The sequence below is a fragment of the Streptococcus sp. GMD5S genome (assembly GCF_000298715.2).
Classification (GTDB): Bacteria; Bacillota; Bacilli; order Lactobacillales; family Streptococcaceae; genus Streptococcus.
Genome location: NZ_AJRG02000005.1, coordinates 46,297 through 61,470, shown reverse-complemented (window position 1 = coordinate 61,470; position 15,174 = coordinate 46,297). Strand labels below are relative to the sequence as shown.

The 15,174-nt window shown below is 40.6% G+C and carries 18 protein-coding genes; 2 read left to right on the top strand and 16 right to left on the bottom strand.

Going from position 1 to position 15,174, the window contains the following annotated elements; genetic code table 11:
- Nucleotides 1-15: 15 nt before the first annotated feature.
- Nucleotides 16-411 (bottom strand): diacylglycerol kinase family protein, encoded by a 396-nt coding sequence (locus GMD5S_RS0203970; RefSeq protein WP_000378180.1) that lies wholly within the window; start codon nucleotides 409-411, stop codon nucleotides 16-18.
- Nucleotides 392-889: an rRNA maturation RNase YbeY gene (gene ybeY, locus GMD5S_RS0203965; protein WP_000275165.1), complete on the bottom strand. Its 498-nt coding sequence runs from the start codon at nucleotides 887-889 to the stop codon at nucleotides 392-394. The genes GMD5S_RS0203970 and ybeY overlap by 20 nt, the downstream gene beginning before the upstream one ends.
- A gap of 104 nt (nucleotides 890-993) precedes the next feature.
- Between ybeY and pavA the strand changes: the two genes are divergently transcribed.
- Nucleotides 994-2,649 carry an Rqc2 family fibronectin-binding protein PavA gene (pavA, locus tag GMD5S_RS0203960; RefSeq protein ID WP_000006755.1) on the top strand — a complete coding sequence of 552 codons (1,656 nt, stop codon included), beginning with the start codon at nucleotides 994-996 and terminating at the stop codon, nucleotides 2,647-2,649.
- A 32-nt stretch (nucleotides 2,650-2,681) separates the two neighbouring features.
- Here the strand turns inward: pavA and deoD are convergent, their stop codons facing one another.
- From deoD to GMD5S_RS0203920, 8 genes are all read right to left on the bottom strand, one after another.
- The gene (gene deoD, locus GMD5S_RS0203955; RefSeq protein WP_000022105.1) at nucleotides 2,682-3,392 is read right to left on the bottom strand and encodes a purine-nucleoside phosphorylase; all 711 of its coding nucleotides are present in this window, start codon (nucleotides 3,390-3,392) and stop codon (nucleotides 2,682-2,684) included.
- A gap of 460 nt (nucleotides 3,393-3,852) precedes the next feature.
- Nucleotides 3,853-4,662, bottom strand: coding sequence for a purine-nucleoside phosphorylase (locus GMD5S_RS0203950; RefSeq protein WP_000143351.1), 810 nt, complete (start codon nucleotides 4,660-4,662; stop codon nucleotides 3,853-3,855).
- On the bottom strand, nucleotides 4,659-5,219 hold the full coding sequence (locus GMD5S_RS0203945; protein WP_025172604.1) for a DUF1697 domain-containing protein: 561 nt from the start codon (nucleotides 5,217-5,219) through the stop codon (nucleotides 4,659-4,661). Before GMD5S_RS0203945 ends, GMD5S_RS0203950 begins: the two co-directional genes overlap by 4 nt.
- A 1-nt stretch (nucleotide 5,220) precedes the next feature.
- The gene (locus GMD5S_RS0203940) at nucleotides 5,221-6,432 is read right to left on the bottom strand and encodes a phosphopentomutase (protein WP_000033113.1); all 1,212 of its coding nucleotides are present in this window, start codon (nucleotides 6,430-6,432) and stop codon (nucleotides 5,221-5,223) included.
- Nucleotides 6,433-6,455: 23 nt separating this feature from the next.
- Nucleotides 6,456-7,139 carry a ribose-5-phosphate isomerase RpiA gene (gene rpiA, locus GMD5S_RS0203935; RefSeq protein ID WP_000429279.1) on the bottom strand — a complete coding sequence of 228 codons (684 nt, stop codon included), beginning with the start codon at nucleotides 7,137-7,139 and terminating at the stop codon, nucleotides 6,456-6,458.
- A gap of 105 nt (nucleotides 7,140-7,244) precedes the next feature.
- Nucleotides 7,245-8,174, bottom strand: a complete 930-nt coding sequence (locus GMD5S_RS0203930; protein ID WP_000411180.1) for a peptidase U32 family protein — start codon at nucleotides 8,172-8,174, stop codon at nucleotides 7,245-7,247.
- A 127-nt stretch (nucleotides 8,175-8,301) separates the two neighbouring features.
- On the bottom strand, nucleotides 8,302-8,982 hold the full coding sequence (locus GMD5S_RS0203925) for an ABC transporter ATP-binding protein (RefSeq protein WP_000125735.1): 681 nt from the start codon (nucleotides 8,980-8,982) through the stop codon (nucleotides 8,302-8,304).
- A gap of 13 nt (nucleotides 8,983-8,995) precedes the next feature.
- Nucleotides 8,996-10,051 carry an ABC transporter permease gene (locus GMD5S_RS0203920; RefSeq protein WP_000280281.1) on the bottom strand — a complete coding sequence of 352 codons (1,056 nt, stop codon included), beginning with the start codon at nucleotides 10,049-10,051 and terminating at the stop codon, nucleotides 8,996-8,998.
- A gap of 384 nt (nucleotides 10,052-10,435) precedes the next feature.
- Here GMD5S_RS0203920 and GMD5S_RS0203915 point away from each other — a divergent pair, with 384 nt between their 5' ends.
- Nucleotides 10,436-10,720, top strand: a complete 285-nt coding sequence (locus GMD5S_RS0203915) for a DUF3270 domain-containing protein (RefSeq protein ID WP_001276161.1) — start codon at nucleotides 10,436-10,438, stop codon at nucleotides 10,718-10,720.
- A gap of 64 nt (nucleotides 10,721-10,784) precedes the next feature.
- Here the strand turns inward: GMD5S_RS0203915 and GMD5S_RS0203910 are convergent, their stop codons facing one another.
- From GMD5S_RS0203910 to GMD5S_RS0203885, 6 genes are all read right to left on the bottom strand, one after another.
- A complete protein-coding gene (locus GMD5S_RS0203910) occupies nucleotides 10,785-12,122 on the bottom strand; it encodes a sensor histidine kinase (protein ID WP_000482350.1) in 1,338 nt (445 codons plus the stop codon).
- Nucleotides 12,112-12,786 carry a two-component system response regulator CiaR gene (gene ciaR / locus GMD5S_RS0203905; RefSeq protein WP_000590635.1) on the bottom strand — a complete coding sequence of 225 codons (675 nt, stop codon included), beginning with the start codon at nucleotides 12,784-12,786 and terminating at the stop codon, nucleotides 12,112-12,114. The genes GMD5S_RS0203910 and ciaR overlap by 11 nt, the downstream gene beginning before the upstream one ends.
- Before the next feature lie 130 nt (nucleotides 12,787-12,916).
- The gene (locus GMD5S_RS0203900; RefSeq protein WP_008283944.1) at nucleotides 12,917-13,297 is read right to left on the bottom strand and encodes a hypothetical protein; all 381 of its coding nucleotides are present in this window, start codon (nucleotides 13,295-13,297) and stop codon (nucleotides 12,917-12,919) included.
- A gap of 231 nt (nucleotides 13,298-13,528) precedes the next feature.
- Nucleotides 13,529-14,332, bottom strand: a complete 804-nt coding sequence (locus tag GMD5S_RS0203895) for an SDR family NAD(P)-dependent oxidoreductase (protein WP_000502735.1) — start codon at nucleotides 14,330-14,332, stop codon at nucleotides 13,529-13,531.
- Between the two features lie 14 nt (nucleotides 14,333-14,346).
- The gene (locus GMD5S_RS0203890) at nucleotides 14,347-14,673 is read right to left on the bottom strand and encodes a DMT family transporter (RefSeq protein ID WP_009013481.1); all 327 of its coding nucleotides are present in this window, start codon (nucleotides 14,671-14,673) and stop codon (nucleotides 14,347-14,349) included.
- Between the two features lie 50 nt (nucleotides 14,674-14,723).
- Nucleotides 14,724-15,008: a helix-turn-helix domain-containing protein gene (locus GMD5S_RS0203885; protein WP_008283941.1), complete on the bottom strand. Its 285-nt coding sequence runs from the start codon at nucleotides 15,006-15,008 to the stop codon at nucleotides 14,724-14,726.
- Between the last annotated feature and the right edge of the window lie 166 nt (nucleotides 15,009-15,174).

The following is a 15,174-nucleotide window of genomic DNA, read 5'->3' as shown; positions in this document are numbered from 1 at the left end:
ATTTCCTCTTATAGTTTAAAATAGTATATCCCAAATGCGTGGGATAAAGATAAGTGCACCTGTCACTGCAGCAAAAAGAGAGACAACTAGCACGGCTCCTGCTGCCATGTCCTTGGCTTTCTTTGCCAACATAGAAAAGTGATAGTGACTGGCTAGATCCACCACATTTTCAATAGCAGAGTTAATAATCTCAAAGGCTACTACCAAGAAAATGCTCATTAGGAGAAAGAGCCATTCAATGCGTGACACCTGAAAAACAAAACCTGCAAGGATGACTACTAGAGCCGTCACTGCATGTTTTCGCATATTGCGTTCTTCCTTGAAAGCAGTCAGAATTCCTGTAAGAGCAAATTCTAAACTGGATACCAGGTCACGATTTTTCCATTTTCGTTTATTGTCTTGTGAGTCCATAGGCTGTCAAAATTTCTTCTTGTAAACCGAACATCTCCGCTTCTTCTTCCGGAGTGTAGTGATCATAGCCGTTAATGTGTAAAAAGCCGTGTACTGCCAAGAAGCCCATTTCACGCTCAAAGCTGTGACCGTATTCCTCAGCCTGCTCATGCGCTTTATCGATAGAGATGAACAGTTCCCCAATATAAGCATCAAACTCAGACATCATCTCTGCTAATTCAGGATTTTCAAGCAAATCTTCTTCATCAAAGGCAATGTCCAACTCTGGTTTATACTCAAGGCTAATGACATCTGTCGGACGATCCGTATCACGGTACTCAAGGTTGAGTTCATGGCTACGCTCGTTGGTCACAAAAGTGACCGCCATCTCCTTGTCTTCTTTTCCTATTTTTTGGGCTGCAAATTCCAAAATCTCTTGGGTTTGGTGCAAGATTTCTTGTGAAACTTGACCAGTTTCATCTACCATTTCAATATACATGTACTTCTCGATTCTCTTTACTTGGCTTTATTATACCATATTTCCATGATTTTATTCTACCTTTTTGATATAATACTATGGAATACAATCACAAGGAGAGAACGATGTCATTTGACGGATTTTTTTTACACCATATGGTTGAGGAATTGCGAAGCGAGTTGGTCAATGGTCGCATTCAGAAAATCAATCAGCCTTTTGAACAAGAGTTGGTCTTGCAAATCCGCAGCAATCGCCAAAGCCATCGCCTGCTCCTTTCTGCCCATCCCGTTTTTGGTCGCATCCAGCTGACCCAAACAACCTTTGAAAATCCAGCCCAACCTTCGACTTTTATCATGGTTTTGAGAAAGTATTTGCAGGGTGCTCTGATTGAGTCGATCGAGCAAATCGAAAATGACCGTATCGTGGAAATTACAGTTTCCAATAAAAATGAGATTGGGGACCATATTCAGGCTACCTTGATTATCGAAATCATGGGTAAACACAGTAATATTCTCCTCGTAGATAAAAGTAGCCATAAAATCCTCGAAGTTATCAAACACGTCGGCTTTTCACAAAACAGCTACCGCACCCTGCTTCCTGGATCGACCTATATCGCTCCACCAAGTACCGATTCTCTCAATCCTTTTACTATCAAGGATGAAAAGCTCTTTGAAATTCTGCAAACCCAAGAACTGACAGCAAAAAATCTTCAAAGCCTCTTTCAAGGTTTAGGTCGTGATACGGCAAATGAATTGGAAAGTTTATTGGTTAGTGACAAACTATCCACTTTCCGTAACTTTTTCGGTCAAGAAACCAAGCCTTTCCTAACGGAGACTTCTTTCAGCCCAGTTCCTTTTGCAAATCAGGTGGGAGAGCCTTTTGCCAGTCTCTCTGATCTTCTGGATACCTATTACAAAGATAAGGCAGAGCGCGATCGCGTCAAACAGCAAGCCAGCGAGCTCATTCGCCGTGTTGAAAATGAACTTCAGAAAAATCGACATAAGCTTAAAAAACAAGAAAAAGAGTTACTAGCGACAGACAATGCTGAGGAATTTCGCCAAAAGGGAGAATTGCTGACAACCTTCCTTCATCAAGTACCTAATGACCAAGATCAGGTTACCTTGGACAACTACTACACCAATCAACCTATCACCATTGCGCTTGATAAGGCCTTGACCCCCAGCCAGAATGCCCAACGCTATTTTAAACGTTACCAGAAACTCAAAGAAGCTGTCAAATACCTGACTGAACTGATTGAAGAAACCAAGGCTACCATTCTTTATCTAGAAAGTGTGGAGACTGTGCTCAACCAAGCTGGACTAGAAGAAATCTCTGAAATACGTGAAGAATTGATCCAAACTGGCTTCATTAGAAGACGCCAACGTGAAAAAATCCAGAAACGCAAAAAACCAGAACAGTATCTGGCGAGCGATGGCAAAACCATCATTTATGTCGGTCGTAACAACTTGCAAAATGAAGAGCTAACCTTTAAAATGGCTCGCAAGGAAGAACTTTGGTTCCATGCCAAGGACATTCCAGGAAGCCATGTCGTCATCTCAGGAAATCTTGACCCTTCTGACGAAGTTAAGACAGATGCAGCGGAGCTAGCTGCCTACTTTTCCAAAGGGCGCTTGTCAAATCTAGTTCAGGTAGATATGATTGAAGTGAAAAAACTCAATAAACCAACTGGTGGCAAACCTGGCTTTGTAACCTACACAGGGCAAAAGACCCTCCGTGTCACCCCAGACCCAGAAAAAATCGCATCTATGAAAAAATCCTGATTTCAAGTGAAATCAGGATTTTCGTTTACAATTTACTCTGCAATCAAGGTTTCCAAACCAACCTTCATCATATCGGTGAAGGTATTTTGGCGTTCTTCTGCAGTGGTGTCTTCATCTGGATTGACCAAGCTATCAGAAATGGTCATGATAGCAAGGGCATCAACGTGGTGTTGGGCAGCAAGATAGTAAAGAGCTGCTGCTTCCATTTCCACAGCCTTGACTCCCCATTTACCAAGCTCGATGTTCTTTTCAAAGTAGTTTGAGTAAAAGACATCTGATGACAAGACGTTCCCAACGTGGGTTGTCATACCAAGTTCTTTGGAGATATGGTAGGCCTTGTCTAGCAAATCAAAGCTAGCGATTTGTGGGAAATCATACTGTGGCCAGTCATTGCGGATGATGTTTGAGTTGGTTGCAGCTGCTTGCGCCAAAACCAATTCACGGACGTGGACATCTTCATTCAAAGAACCAGCAGTTCCCACGCGGATCAATTTCTTTACACCGTAGTCCACAATCAACTCACGCGCATAAATCGAAATGGATGGCATCCCCATCCCAGTTCCCATGACAGATACACGGTGGCCCTTGTAAGTACCAGTGTAACCAAACATGTTCCGCACTTCGTTAAAACAAACAGCATCTTCAAGGAAGGTCTCCGCAATAAATTTCGCACGAAGAGGATCCCCCGGAAGAAGAATTTTATCAGCAATTTCACCTTGCTGAGCAGCAATATGGATAGACATAATATAAGATACCAAACCCGTCAAAAAGCGAAGGGAAAATAGGAGTTGAGCGCAGTGAGCGATGCTCGCTAGACCAACTATCTTTTTCCCACTGCTTTTAGGGTGGGTTCAATTCCTTTCTTTCTTAATTTTGATGATATTGAGAAGACTAGACCGGCTTCAATTCAAAACCGAACCATCCTCTCTATGTTTTTAGAAAAGTTTTCCGCTCGTGTTCAAATCAGAACACACGCTCTACCTTTCTTTTTGTATATTTAGGATAGCGACAGAGAACAATGTAAAAATAGGAAACTGACGAAGCATCGCAGATGCTAGACAGTTTATCTTTTTTACACGGTTCTCCGCCCGTATTCAGTTCAGCGAATACGGTTTACCCATCCTTTCTTTTATTGTTATGAAAGATTTTCCGCTCGTGTTCAAATCAGAACACTTCACTCTACCTTTCTATGATAAGTATTCATTACAATTCAGCAAGAATCGCTTTCAGCAAGCCTTTAAAGTCGCCTTTGACACGTTCGGTTACTTCTACAACTTCTTCGTGGTTGAGTTCTTCTTGGAAACCAGCCGCAAAGTTAGTAATACATGAAATACCGAGAACTTTCAAGCCAGAGTGGGCTGCCACGATTACTTCAGGAACCGTAGACATACCAACGGCATCTGCTCCCAGTGTCTTATAGGCACGAATCTCTGCTGGTGTTTCATAAGTCGGACCAGTCACACCAATATAGACACCTTCATCAAGCTTGATACCAAGTTTTTTAGCCACTTCATGGGCAGTAGCGCGGTATTCTGGTGTGTAGGCCTTAGACATATCAGGGAAACGTGGACCAAAATCATCCAAGTTTTCACCCATCAATGGGTTCTGCCCCGTCATATTGATATGGTCTGAGATAGCCATCAAGGTACCAGGACCATATCCAATACCTCCAGCTGCATTGGTTACAATGACACCTTCACATCCGAGAACTTTCATCACACGTACTGGGAAAGTCACGACTTCAAGAGGATTTCCCTCATAGAAATGGAAACGACCTTGAAGAGCCAAGACCTGACGCCCTGCAAGTTCACCATATACCAATTTACCAGCGTGCCCAACTACTGTAGAGCGGCCCCAGTTTGGGATATCTGCATAGTCTACTACAATTGGATTTTCGATTTCTTCTGCCAATTCTCCAAGTCCTGATCCAAGGATTAGACCGAACTCAGGCGCTTGGATTCCCTTGTCTTTCAGGAAAGCAGCTGTTTCCTTGATTTTATCTAAAAATGTCATTGTGTGTCTCCTTTATTATTTTTTAACATTTGACCGATTTTGTCAAAGGTTTTTGCATTGCGAATGGTGATGTTGCGATAGAAAGGCATCTTGAGCAAGTACTTGTGATAGGCAGTTGCATAGTAGGATTCTTCAGAGAATTTCCCCCAGAAAATCCCAAGTCTTCCAAAATGAACCACTTCATCTTTCAGTTCCAAACTGTTCACTTTCTCGATGACTTGATCCACATCCAAGCTCTCCGTGTAGAAGAGCACATCCTTTCGTGCCAAATCTTTGGTCCACCATTCAGGCAGATTTTCAAGTTCCTCTTCAAAGTCCTCAAGACTCAACAAGGAAAAGCTCTGAATAAATGGATAATGGATTTCAAAGAAAGCCTCTAACTTTTCAACCAATTGGGCTTTGGGAGCTGTCGAAGTAAAGAAAATGTTGCCACTGTTGATGTAGGTTTCAACCTTTTCCACTCCCAACTCTGTCAATTCTTGACGAAGTTGCGACATAACAACCTTATTCTTCCCACCGACATTAATGCCCCTAACCAGTAAACCATAGTGTGTCATCTTATACCAATTTATCTAAGAAACTTTCCCCAATCATGGCAGTTTCCACACCAAAGTTATCCGCAACTGTCGCTGAGATATCTGCAAAATGTCCAACTGGAATGACACCATTTCCATTAAAGCTAGGGCTGTAAGCTAAAAGTGGAATATATTCACGAGTGTGGTCAGTTCCAGCATAGGTTGGGTCATTTCCGTGGTCCGCAGTAATCAAGAGAAGGTCATCCTCTCTCATAGCAGCGATAATTTCAGGCAAGCGTTCATCGAACTCATGCAAGCAATCACGGTAACCATGAGCATTGCGGCGGTGGCCGTAAAGAGCATCAAAGTCAACTAAGTTTGTGAAAGAGAATCCTTTTTCAAACTCAGCAAGTCCCATGGTCTTCAATAATGTATCAATTCCATGGCTGTTTGACTTGTTGTGGCCCATGTCATGGTTGATACCAGCGCCGTTAAAGATATCGTTGATCTTACCAACAGCGTAAGTATCGATGCCAGCTTCGTTCAATTTATCCAAAACAGTTGGAGCAAATGGAGAAACGGCTAAGTCACGACGATTTGCTGTACGAGTGAAGTTACCTGGTTCACCAACATACGGACGGGCAATGATACGACCTAGAAGGGCTGGGCGATCAAGGGTAATTGAACGAGCGTATTCACAGATACGGTACAATTCATCCAAAGGAATAATGTCTTCATGGGCAGCAATTTGCAAAACAGGGTCAGCTGAAGTATAGATAATCAACTCTCCAGTTTCCATCTGACGAGGTCCGAAATCATCGATAACAGCTGTACCTGAGTAAGGTTTGTTGGCTTCACGAATGACCTTACGTCCTGAAAATTCTTCGATTTTTGTCAAGATTTCTTCTGGGAATCCGTTCCAGAAAGTATCGAAGGGCTCAGTAATGTTGAGTCCCATGATTTCCCAGTGTCCAGTCATGGTATCCTTACCAAGTGATACTTCTTCCAATTTTGTTGCATAACCTGTTGGATTGCTTTCAGCTGGTACAGTCTTAAGCGGCGTTTCGCGAGGAATATTTCCTAGACCGATTTTAGCCATGTTTGGTACATTCAAACCAACGGTTTTTGAAATGTGTCCCAGTGTGTCAGAAGCTCCGTCTGGAACCCCTGCATTGACAAAGTTATTGGCATCTGGCGCAGCACCGATTCCTACAGAATCCAGTACCACCAAGTGAATCCGATTAAATTTTGACATAGTCTGTCTCCTTATTATGTTGATTAGTTTGCTTTTGTTGAAGTTAAAATCTGAACACCATCTCGTCCCGCTACGATGACCTTATCCACCATTTGGTTGAACAAGCCGTGCTCTACGACACCAACGACATGGTCCAATTCTTGTCCGAAAGCAATCGGATCTTCAATGACATCCAAAGCTAGGTCAATGATAAAGTTCTGCATATCGGTCACAAAACGTTGACCGTCTTTTTCACGAAAACTTGGTTTGTAGCCAGCTCGCTCAAACCGACGAAAGACCTGTTCTGCGCCATACTGAACCACTTCTACTGGCAATTTAAAAGCACCTAGTTTCTCTACCAGTTTGCTTTCATCTACCACCCAAATGTATTCTTTTGAGGGCGTTGCCACAACCTTCTCCATGAGAAGGGCACCACCTCCGCCTTTGATTCCGTTAAACTGGCTATCTACTTCATCCGCCCCGTCAACCGTCACATCAACAAAATCCACTTGATCAATCGACTTGAGCGGGATGTTAAGTCCTTCAGCCTGTTTACTGGTCACACTGGAAGTCGTTACAGCAGTAATCTGCAAACCTTCTTCCTTGATCCGACGACCTACTTCCTCTACGAAATAGTAGGCAGTTGATCCAGTTCCGAGTCCAACAACCATACCATCCTTGACAAACTCAGCAGCCTTGATACCTGCCATCTTTTTCAGATTCTCCACTTAAATACCTCCATTAAAGAGCTATTTTTATTATAACATGTATCCGTTTTTATTTCATGGATACACTGGAAAAACCCGAACATTTTTATTTCGGGTTTTGGTGTCCTATTTAACCATATCAGGATCGTAATCATAGAATCCTGTGTCGAGGAAACGGTTTTTAGGGTGTAACTTGCGCACTTCCTCATCTAACAAGAAGGCTTGGTCATGGCTGAAATTCCCCTCTTGGATTAAGCCACGCGCCTGAATAAAGAGTTTAGCAATCTCCACAAAATTCTGACCTGGTGTGTAGAGTCCCTCTAGCTTCCAGTGAGTGAAACCATGTTCTACCAATTCTGTCAATTTGGTCATCAAATCAAGGTCGTTATTTGCAAAGATGTGGGTACCATGATTGTCTTCAAAGATAGAGTAATGGCTCTCTGGATCACTTGGTTCAGCCAAGAAGAGGTCACGTTTACGCGTTTTTTCATCATCGATATGCGTAAAGTTATAATAGTTTTGCAAAAGTGGTCGCTTAGAATGGTGGATGACACTAGCTCCGTAAACCAACACTTCAGCAGGAATTTCCAAAATCTCGGGCATCTTGAAGAGCTCGGCAGATGGAATTTCACGCGCCAAAACCGCCTCAGATGCGCCAGCCTTTTGACCCCAGAAGTTAATCTGACGACTGCTTGTCACCATGGTTGAAGCATCGTAGATAGTCTTAAAGGAATAGCCATCACGGTTGACCACATAAAAGACACCTGCATCCCCAACAGTAATATAGTCTGTCTTGATTTCTTCCAAGAAGTCTAGGAAAGGCTTGATACGGTCCATCATATCCTGGTGCATGAGGGCGTTGACTGCAACGATCAATTCCTTACCCGCATCATGAACGAGCTTAGCGATGGTGCGCAACTCTTCATAACTAAAGGTCGTTGGCAGACGAAGTCCAAAATCTTTCTCACCGACATAGATACGATCTACGCCAGCTTCGAGTAGTTGTTCAACTTGTTCAATACTTTCAGCAGTTGCTGTAATGATAATCTTTTCCATAAGGAAAATTATACCACAATTCTTAAAAATCAGCTATGAATACTAGGATTTTTATAAAAAGTCAAAGTCATTTTTTAAAGATTGCAATCAAAAAGTGAACAGTAACTAGTACCGTCCACTTTCTTTTTTATGTATGTGTTTTTTCAACTAGGTGACCATCATTCATCACATAAATACGGTCAACCTTATCAAGAAGGCGTGTATCATGTGTAATCATGACAACTCCTCTACCTTGTTCGTGGGCAATGGCAGCCAACATTTCCGTTACTTGGTAGGCACGCTGGGTATCCAGACTGGCCGTTGGCTCATCTGCAAGCACGATACTCGGATTATTATAAAGCGCTCTAGCGATTGCTGCACGTTGACGTTCACCACCTGATAAAGCCTTGGGATAATGATCTTGTACCTTTTCCAAATCCAACAAGTCAAGTAACTCTTTTCGATCACTTTTACTATTTTTTCCCTTATCCAGTCTGTCAATCAAATCCAGCTCTTCCTTGACCGTTAGAAAAGGAATTAAGTTTGAAGCTTGTAGAATAAAGCCAAACTCTCTAAAACGAAGGTCTGTTTTCTCCTTCTCCGTTAAACTGCCTGTTTCCTTCCCCTTGACTAGAATCTTCCCACTCGATGTTTCCTGAAGTTGTCCAAGAGTCGTTAGAAAGGTCGTCTTTCCAGAGCCAGAAGGCCCAACGATAGCAACGAACTCTCCCGCATTTAGCTGAAAATTCGTCTCATGCAGGGCTATGACTTTCATCTTTCCTTCCCCGTATGTTTTTGTCACTTGAGTCATTTCAATCAGTGCTGTCATACTATTCTCCTTATCATTCTGCAATCGCAGTAATCGGGTCCACCTTTAGCAAGCGTGGAAGTGAAATGACACCACCTAGAAGGGCCATCAAGGAAATTACCAAGCTTAGGACAGAGTAAGCTATCCAGCTTGGGTAGAAAAAGAAGGTAGCTGGTAAGACTAAAATCACTCCTCCGATTGCCAGCAAGGCTAAAGCAATCCCCATACCAGCTAGGAGGAAGATTTGACAGAATAGAGACCATACAATGGTTTTGATCTGTATCCCTTGAGCCCGCATTATTCCATAAAGTCCTAGTTTTTGGATGGTAATGATATAAACAAAAATACCCACAATCAAGCCTGTAATGACAATCATAGCAAGAATCATCCCTGAAAACACATTAACCTGAGGTGTGTAACCAGGAATTTTTGATATCATTTTTGGAATGGAAATCTGTTTCAGTCCATCACCAGCCACTTCTATGTCATTTTTCAATACCAAGGCAGAGATAGAACGATTGGCTTTCAAGGTTCCTTGTAAGGTCCAATAAGTTGTCAGACTCGTAAAGACAACAGGCTCTGTGAAAAATTTATTTCCTTGAGTCAGGCCTACAATCTTGTAACTTGAATCGCTTCCATTCAGCTGAATGACATCACCTAGCTTCATCCCATAGTTTTCAAAGGACTGATCCACGACAACCTCATCATCTCCTTCAGGATAACGACCCTCCGTCAAACTAGGAGAGATAAAAGAGTCCCAGTTTTGAGCAAAGATGGAAACATTGACCTTTTCACTACCATCGACTAGATTGGTTACAGCAAACATATAGCCCAATGGAGCAGCCTCTTCAGAACTCTTTTCCTTGTAGTCCTTTTCAGGAATAAAAGATGCCGTCAAATTATCATTTGCGTAGTCGGATAAAACGACACCCGTTGCTTGCCAGTTATCAATAGCGGCCCGGTTGTTTCGCACAAGACCGAGAGCTAGACTGGTCATAAAAAAGACCATAAAAGCGATAAGAAAAATGGTCGTTAAGATCAAACTATATCGAAGTTTGTTTCGTAATATCTCTTTGATAGCAAGATACATGCTTATCTCCTTTAACATTTCCCAGAGGTAGCAAAAAGCCACCCAGTCCAATAGACAGAATCTCTGTCCTTCCATCCATTCAAAACAACTCCTACCAATACTCTTCAAAAGTATCCAGGTAGCAACTCAACAAATCATCTTAGGAAAAAGCCTCAGCTTGCTATCAATTTATATAAGTTATCCTTTTCTTTCTCAGTATATTTATAATTAAGAAGGTCAGGTCATCTGTTTTAAGTGTAACATCCATGCTATCATTTTCCCCAGTGGGTGTCAAGAAGAGAGACTTAGAAGTTGATAAGAGACTTTAGTAGTTTTGTAACAATTCTGTAATAATTCTCTGCATAAAAAATGATAAAATAGTTATGTACTGTTAAGGAGAGAATCATGTCCGCAAGAAAACTAGAAGCTTATGAGTTTGAACAAGCTCCCGAATCGAAACAAACTCCGCTTTACCAAGATTACACACCAGAAGCCCCAGTCGGCCCTAACCTAAAAGAGATTTTATTTTTTGTAAATATCGCTTGTTTCTGTATTTTTATGGCACTTTTTAGTTTTATCTTTTTAGCCTTAAAATTAAATACAGCTTTATCATTTATCGCTGCTATGGCAACAAGCTTCGCCCTTTTACAACTTCAACGAAAGATAATGAAACGAAAATTTTCAAAATAAAGGTTGGTACTACTACCAACCTCTTTTCTAGTTATCAAAAAAGACAGTTATATAACTGTCTTTTTTATTTATTCTTACGTTTTGAAGGAGATTGAATAGCGATTTTAACTTCAAAAATTGTTCCTCTAGGTTTGTTATCTTTCACGCTAATCGTTCCTCGCAAAGCATCAACAATCTGCTTGGCTAAAGATAGTCCAAGACCAAAGCCACCTTTCTGACGGGTTCTCGCCTTGTCTACACGGTAAAATCGGTCAAAGATTTTCTTCTTGTCAACAGCTGAGATTCCAATTCCGTTATCCGTTACTGTTAGATAAAGGTGACGATCTGTAGCATGGACTACAAACTCAATTTTCCCATCTTCTTCGGTATACTTGATGGCATTGTCAAATAAGATGGTCATGAGTTGTTTTAAGAGCAACTGATCGGTCATAAAGGGACGATAAATCCGATTTTCATAGTTGAAAACACGATCATTTTCAGAAGCAATTAACTCATAGTTGGCAAAGGTTGTTTTAAAGAATTGTGGAGAAACTTCTGCTATATCTGGTTTGATTCCATCATCTCGACGTGCAAGGTTGAGAAGATTGGTCGTGAGGAAACGCATGTTGCGAACCTCTTCAAGACTGGAAGCGATACTTTCGCTGGATTCCATGATTGTTGCCTCTGGTTTTCGAAAGAGATTCTCTAAACGATTTTGTAAAACGGCCAAAGGTGTTCTCAGTTCGTGACTGGCATTTTCAACAAAAGACTTCTGCTTTTGCATACTTTCCAGCAAGGGTTTGACACTGACACGTGCTAGGTAAACACTGGCGATTAAAGACAGGAGCCAGAAACTAGCCATTACTACAACAATTAAATGCTCGTGGTTTTGGCTGATTTGTTCAAGCTGGCTGGTATTGATTAAAACCGCCGCATATTTGACATTGCTTGATGCGGAGAAAGAGTTAGTTTCCATCAAGATCATCCGATAGGTTTCTTCCTGACCGTAGCTATTGACAACTTGGATTTGGCGAATATGATTCAACTCTTTCTTGTCCAGCTTGATCTTATCCAATCCTAAAAAGCGATTGCCCAGTAAGAGTTGGTTAAAATCCTTGTCAAAGAGCAAGACTTCCGTATTGGAGCTGACATTGGGTTTGATTTCAGCCTTGCTGGCATCCGCAGTTGCTGGTTGAATATCCTTGACTTCCTCAGTTGCCCGATTCAGGGCTAACTGGATAACCGCTTGGGGACTACTACTAAGAGCTTGGAGTTTTTCATCTACAGAAGTGTAGAGACTCGAGTGCATGACCTGGAGGATAATCAAGGTCATCGCTGAGAAGATCAGGGTGAACACTCCAAAGTTTCGAATAAAATAACTGAAATCATCCGCATACCATGTTTTTTTTAGTTTATTGAACATCTTTTAAAATATACCCGACACTACGCAAGGTTTGAAGATTTTCAGCAAAGGCTGTACCCTTCAGTTTCTTACGAACTTTTGAAACATAGACTTCTACAACAGAAATCGTCGTATCGCTATCAAATCCCCATAGACGGTCAAAAATTTGTGTCTTGGGAAGAATGACATTTTGATTTTGAAGGAAGTAAACCAACAATTCAAACTCTTTTCCGAGTAGTTCCACAGGCGTGTCTTCCACCTTCACTTCATTCGTTGAAAGATTGACGACAACATCCCCATAGGTCAAGGTGTTTTCATTAAACTTGCCTGAACGTTTGAGAAGGGCTTGAATCCGCATTTTGAGTTCTTCTAGGTAGAAAGGTTTGGTGAGGTAGTCATCCGCTCCCAACTCAAAACCATGTCCCTTGTCATCCAAACTTTCCTTAGCGGTCATGATAAGGACTGGTGTCGTGATTCCTTTTTCACGCAATTCTTTCAAGACTTGGAAGCCATTTTTTTCAGGCAACATAAGGTCAAGCAAGATCAAATCATAGACGCCACTCTCAGCTTCATAGAGACCTTCTTCTCCATCAAAAACCTGCATAACATCTGCAAAATCATCTAAAAAGTCAAATACTGAGTTTGACAACCCTAAGTCGTCTTCTACTAGTAAAATCTTAATCATCTTGTTCTCCTCCTGCTATAAGATACTAATCAGCTTCATCTAAGGTTATTATAAAATAAAGAATTTTTGTATCATTTTTTGGATCTTAGTATAATTCTTTAATTATTATATCATGGCTTTAACAAATGGATTAAGATTTTGTAGTGTTTTCTTCATTATTTTGGTTAGAATTGCTATCCTTGTCCTTCGTACTTCCATCTGCATTGGCTGGTTTCTTCATAGAATTGCTACCGCTTTCTTGATTATTATTTCCTTGCGGCGGCTGTCCTCCTGGCCCTCCAGGACCACCGTTACCGCCAGGAGCACCTTGTCCATCTTGACCATTCATTTGAGGTGGCATACCATTGCCATTATTTTGACCCTGTCCTTGAGGCGGTTGTCCACCGTGACTTTGCATATTATTGCCATCTTGATTATCTTGCTGGGTTTTCGATGTTTGAACGGTCGACTGCTGATTTGTTGATTTTTGAGTCAAAGAACCGAATATATAACCACCAAGCAAGCCGACCACTAAAGAACCACTTGCTACTACTGATAGCCTCCACTTGGTGCTTTTTCTACAACAATCATTTTCTCTTTATTCATTCTGTATTTTTGTTTCTGCTTTAAGTTTCTGTGAAAAAATGAAGAAGTTCTACTTCATGAATTCACCACATCCTTTCTTTAGGCTACATACATCTTAATTATTTTTTCTTAAAGAATACTAAAATATGAGAAAATTCTTAGAAAAATAATAGAAAATTTATCCAAAATATTTTTTTAAAATACGACCGTATCGTCTCAGTAAAAGATAATCCGCTATTGCTGGGGATAGAAGGTTTAATGTTGTAAAAATCTTTGTACCTTGTCCCATCAAAATCACTCTTTTACGAGATTTTATACCTTTAAGTAAAACTTGGGTTACTTGATTTGTACTTGATATAGAGATCCCCATTTCTCTCCAAACTGGATGATAAGGCTTTTCTGATGGTGTGTCTGCTGCATTGGGGCAAAAATAAGTTATATGCATCTTTTTCTGCTCCTGTATTAATTCTCGGTTCATTGATTCGATAAAAGAAAAAAGTCCGGCGCGGCTCGCCACATCTACACTATAATAGGGGAAGGCCAGCCTACCATCTGCAAAACCTCCTGAATGCACAATGGTTGCTCCTTTTTGATTTTTTAACAAAGGTAAAAAATGTTTGCTGACAAGGATAGCCCCTATTAGGTTAATCGTCATAGTTTGATTGATCTCCTCCTCAGAGTGAGATAATAAAGATTTTCGTACATCAAATCCCGTTGCATTAATAACAATATCTATATTATCCGACCACTTTTGAACTTCAGACACTGCAACTTTAATAGAAGTTTCATTCGTTATATCTACTGAGCAAATCGGAATCTTGGAAGCAATATTCTCAGAAAAACTGGCTAATTTATTCATATTGCGACCTAAAAGAAATAAATGAGCACCTGCTTGAAAAAAAGCTTGTGTATAGGCTTGTCCCAAATTTCCACTGGCACCAATAATAACGACTCTTTTATTTTTAAAATAATTGTCACCCATAACATACTACCTCATTAGTGAACCTTTTGTGATAGGTTTAATATAACAAGCCCCACAATAACTAAAGCAATTCCCAAGAGACTTGCGAACGTTACTTTTTCATGAAAAAGCAAAATAGATAGCACAGTTGTTCCAACCAAACCAACACCAGACCAAATAGCATAGACTAGATTTAGTTGTATGCCTTTCAAAGACAAAGATAGAAAGAAAAAACACAAGCCATACAAAACTAAAGCAAGAATCCCAAAAAGCATTTTCGAAAAACCTTGCGACAGTTTTAACAGACTTGTAGCAGCTATTTCAGATACAATAGCTAGAGTTAAATAAACGTAAGACATCATTGTCCTCCTAGAATCAATAGAATTGAAAAGCTAGTCGGAAAACAATTGATTTAGCGATGAGTGGAAGCGAAGCAGGTCCAAAGTGTACAAGCATTAGCTAAAATCATAGACTTGATCTTTGAATTCTTGTAAACAGGAATCTTTTTTCGTCCACATAACTCATCTAAAGAGATCTGATAAAAATCAGCTAAGCGAATCAAACTATGACTATCTATAATTGTTTTATCATTTTCCCAATTTGAGATAGTTTGACGAGTCGTCCCCAGATATTCTGCTATTTGATTCTGACTGTAGCCATTTTGTTCTCTAAATAATTTTAATTGTTTTCCTAACATCTGCATTTCCTATTTATATTATTCTTTTCTTCACGAATTGTCTAGACGAAATTCTTTAACATCCTATACAATTCTAGGTAAAATTTCTTTGACATTGCTATTATAACACGATTTTCAGGATGGACACTTTATACTGACTTCCAAAAAACAGCAGATTGCAAGATCC

Excerpts from the sequence above, each read along its gene's own strand:
- pavA (WP_000006755.1), top strand. The coding sequence starts at position 994 with ATGTCATTTGACGGATTTTTTTTACACCATATGGTTGAGGAATTGCGA.
- ciaR (WP_000590635.1), bottom strand. The coding sequence starts at position 12,786 with ATGATTAAGATTTTACTAGTAGAAGACGACTTAGGGTTGTCAAACTCA.
- GMD5S_RS0203925 (WP_000125735.1), bottom strand. The coding sequence starts at position 8,982 with ATGACAGCACTGATTGAAATGACTCAAGTGACAAAAACATACGGGGAA.
- GMD5S_RS0203950 (WP_000143351.1), bottom strand. The coding sequence starts at position 4,662 with ATGACATTTTTAGATAAAATCAAGGAAACAGCTGCTTTCCTGAAAGAC.
- deoD (WP_000022105.1), bottom strand. The coding sequence starts at position 3,392 with ATGTCTATCCATATTGCTGCTCAGCAAGGTGAAATTGCTGATAAAATT.
- ybeY (WP_000275165.1), bottom strand. The coding sequence starts at position 889 with ATGTATATTGAAATGGTAGATGAAACTGGTCAAGTTTCACAAGAAATC.
- GMD5S_RS0203920 (WP_000280281.1), bottom strand. The coding sequence starts at position 10,051 with ATGTATCTTGCTATCAAAGAGATATTACGAAACAAACTTCGATATAGT.
- GMD5S_RS0203890 (WP_009013481.1), bottom strand. The coding sequence starts at position 14,673 with ATGATGTCTTACGTTTATTTAACTCTAGCTATTGTATCTGAAATAGCT.
- GMD5S_RS0203915 (WP_001276161.1), top strand. The coding sequence starts at position 10,436 with ATGTCCGCAAGAAAACTAGAAGCTTATGAGTTTGAACAAGCTCCCGAA.
- GMD5S_RS0203910 (WP_000482350.1), bottom strand. The coding sequence starts at position 12,122 with ATGTTCAATAAACTAAAAAAAACATGGTATGCGGATGATTTCAGTTAT.
- GMD5S_RS0203895 (WP_000502735.1), bottom strand. The coding sequence starts at position 14,332 with ATGGGTGACAATTATTTTAAAAATAAAAGAGTCGTTATTATTGGTGCC.
- GMD5S_RS0203970 (WP_000378180.1), bottom strand. The coding sequence starts at position 411 with ATGGACTCACAAGACAATAAACGAAAATGGAAAAATCGTGACCTGGTA.
- GMD5S_RS0203885 (WP_008283941.1), bottom strand. The coding sequence starts at position 15,008 with ATGTTAGGAAAACAATTAAAATTATTTAGAGAACAAAATGGCTACAGT.
- GMD5S_RS0203940 (WP_000033113.1), bottom strand. The coding sequence starts at position 6,432 with ATGTCAAAATTTAATCGGATTCACTTGGTGGTACTGGATTCTGTAGGA.
- GMD5S_RS0203930 (WP_000411180.1), bottom strand. The coding sequence starts at position 8,174 with ATGGAAAAGATTATCATTACAGCAACTGCTGAAAGTATTGAACAAGTT.
- GMD5S_RS0203945 (WP_025172604.1), bottom strand. The coding sequence starts at position 5,219 with ATGACACACTATGGTTTACTGGTTAGGGGCATTAATGTCGGTGGGAAG.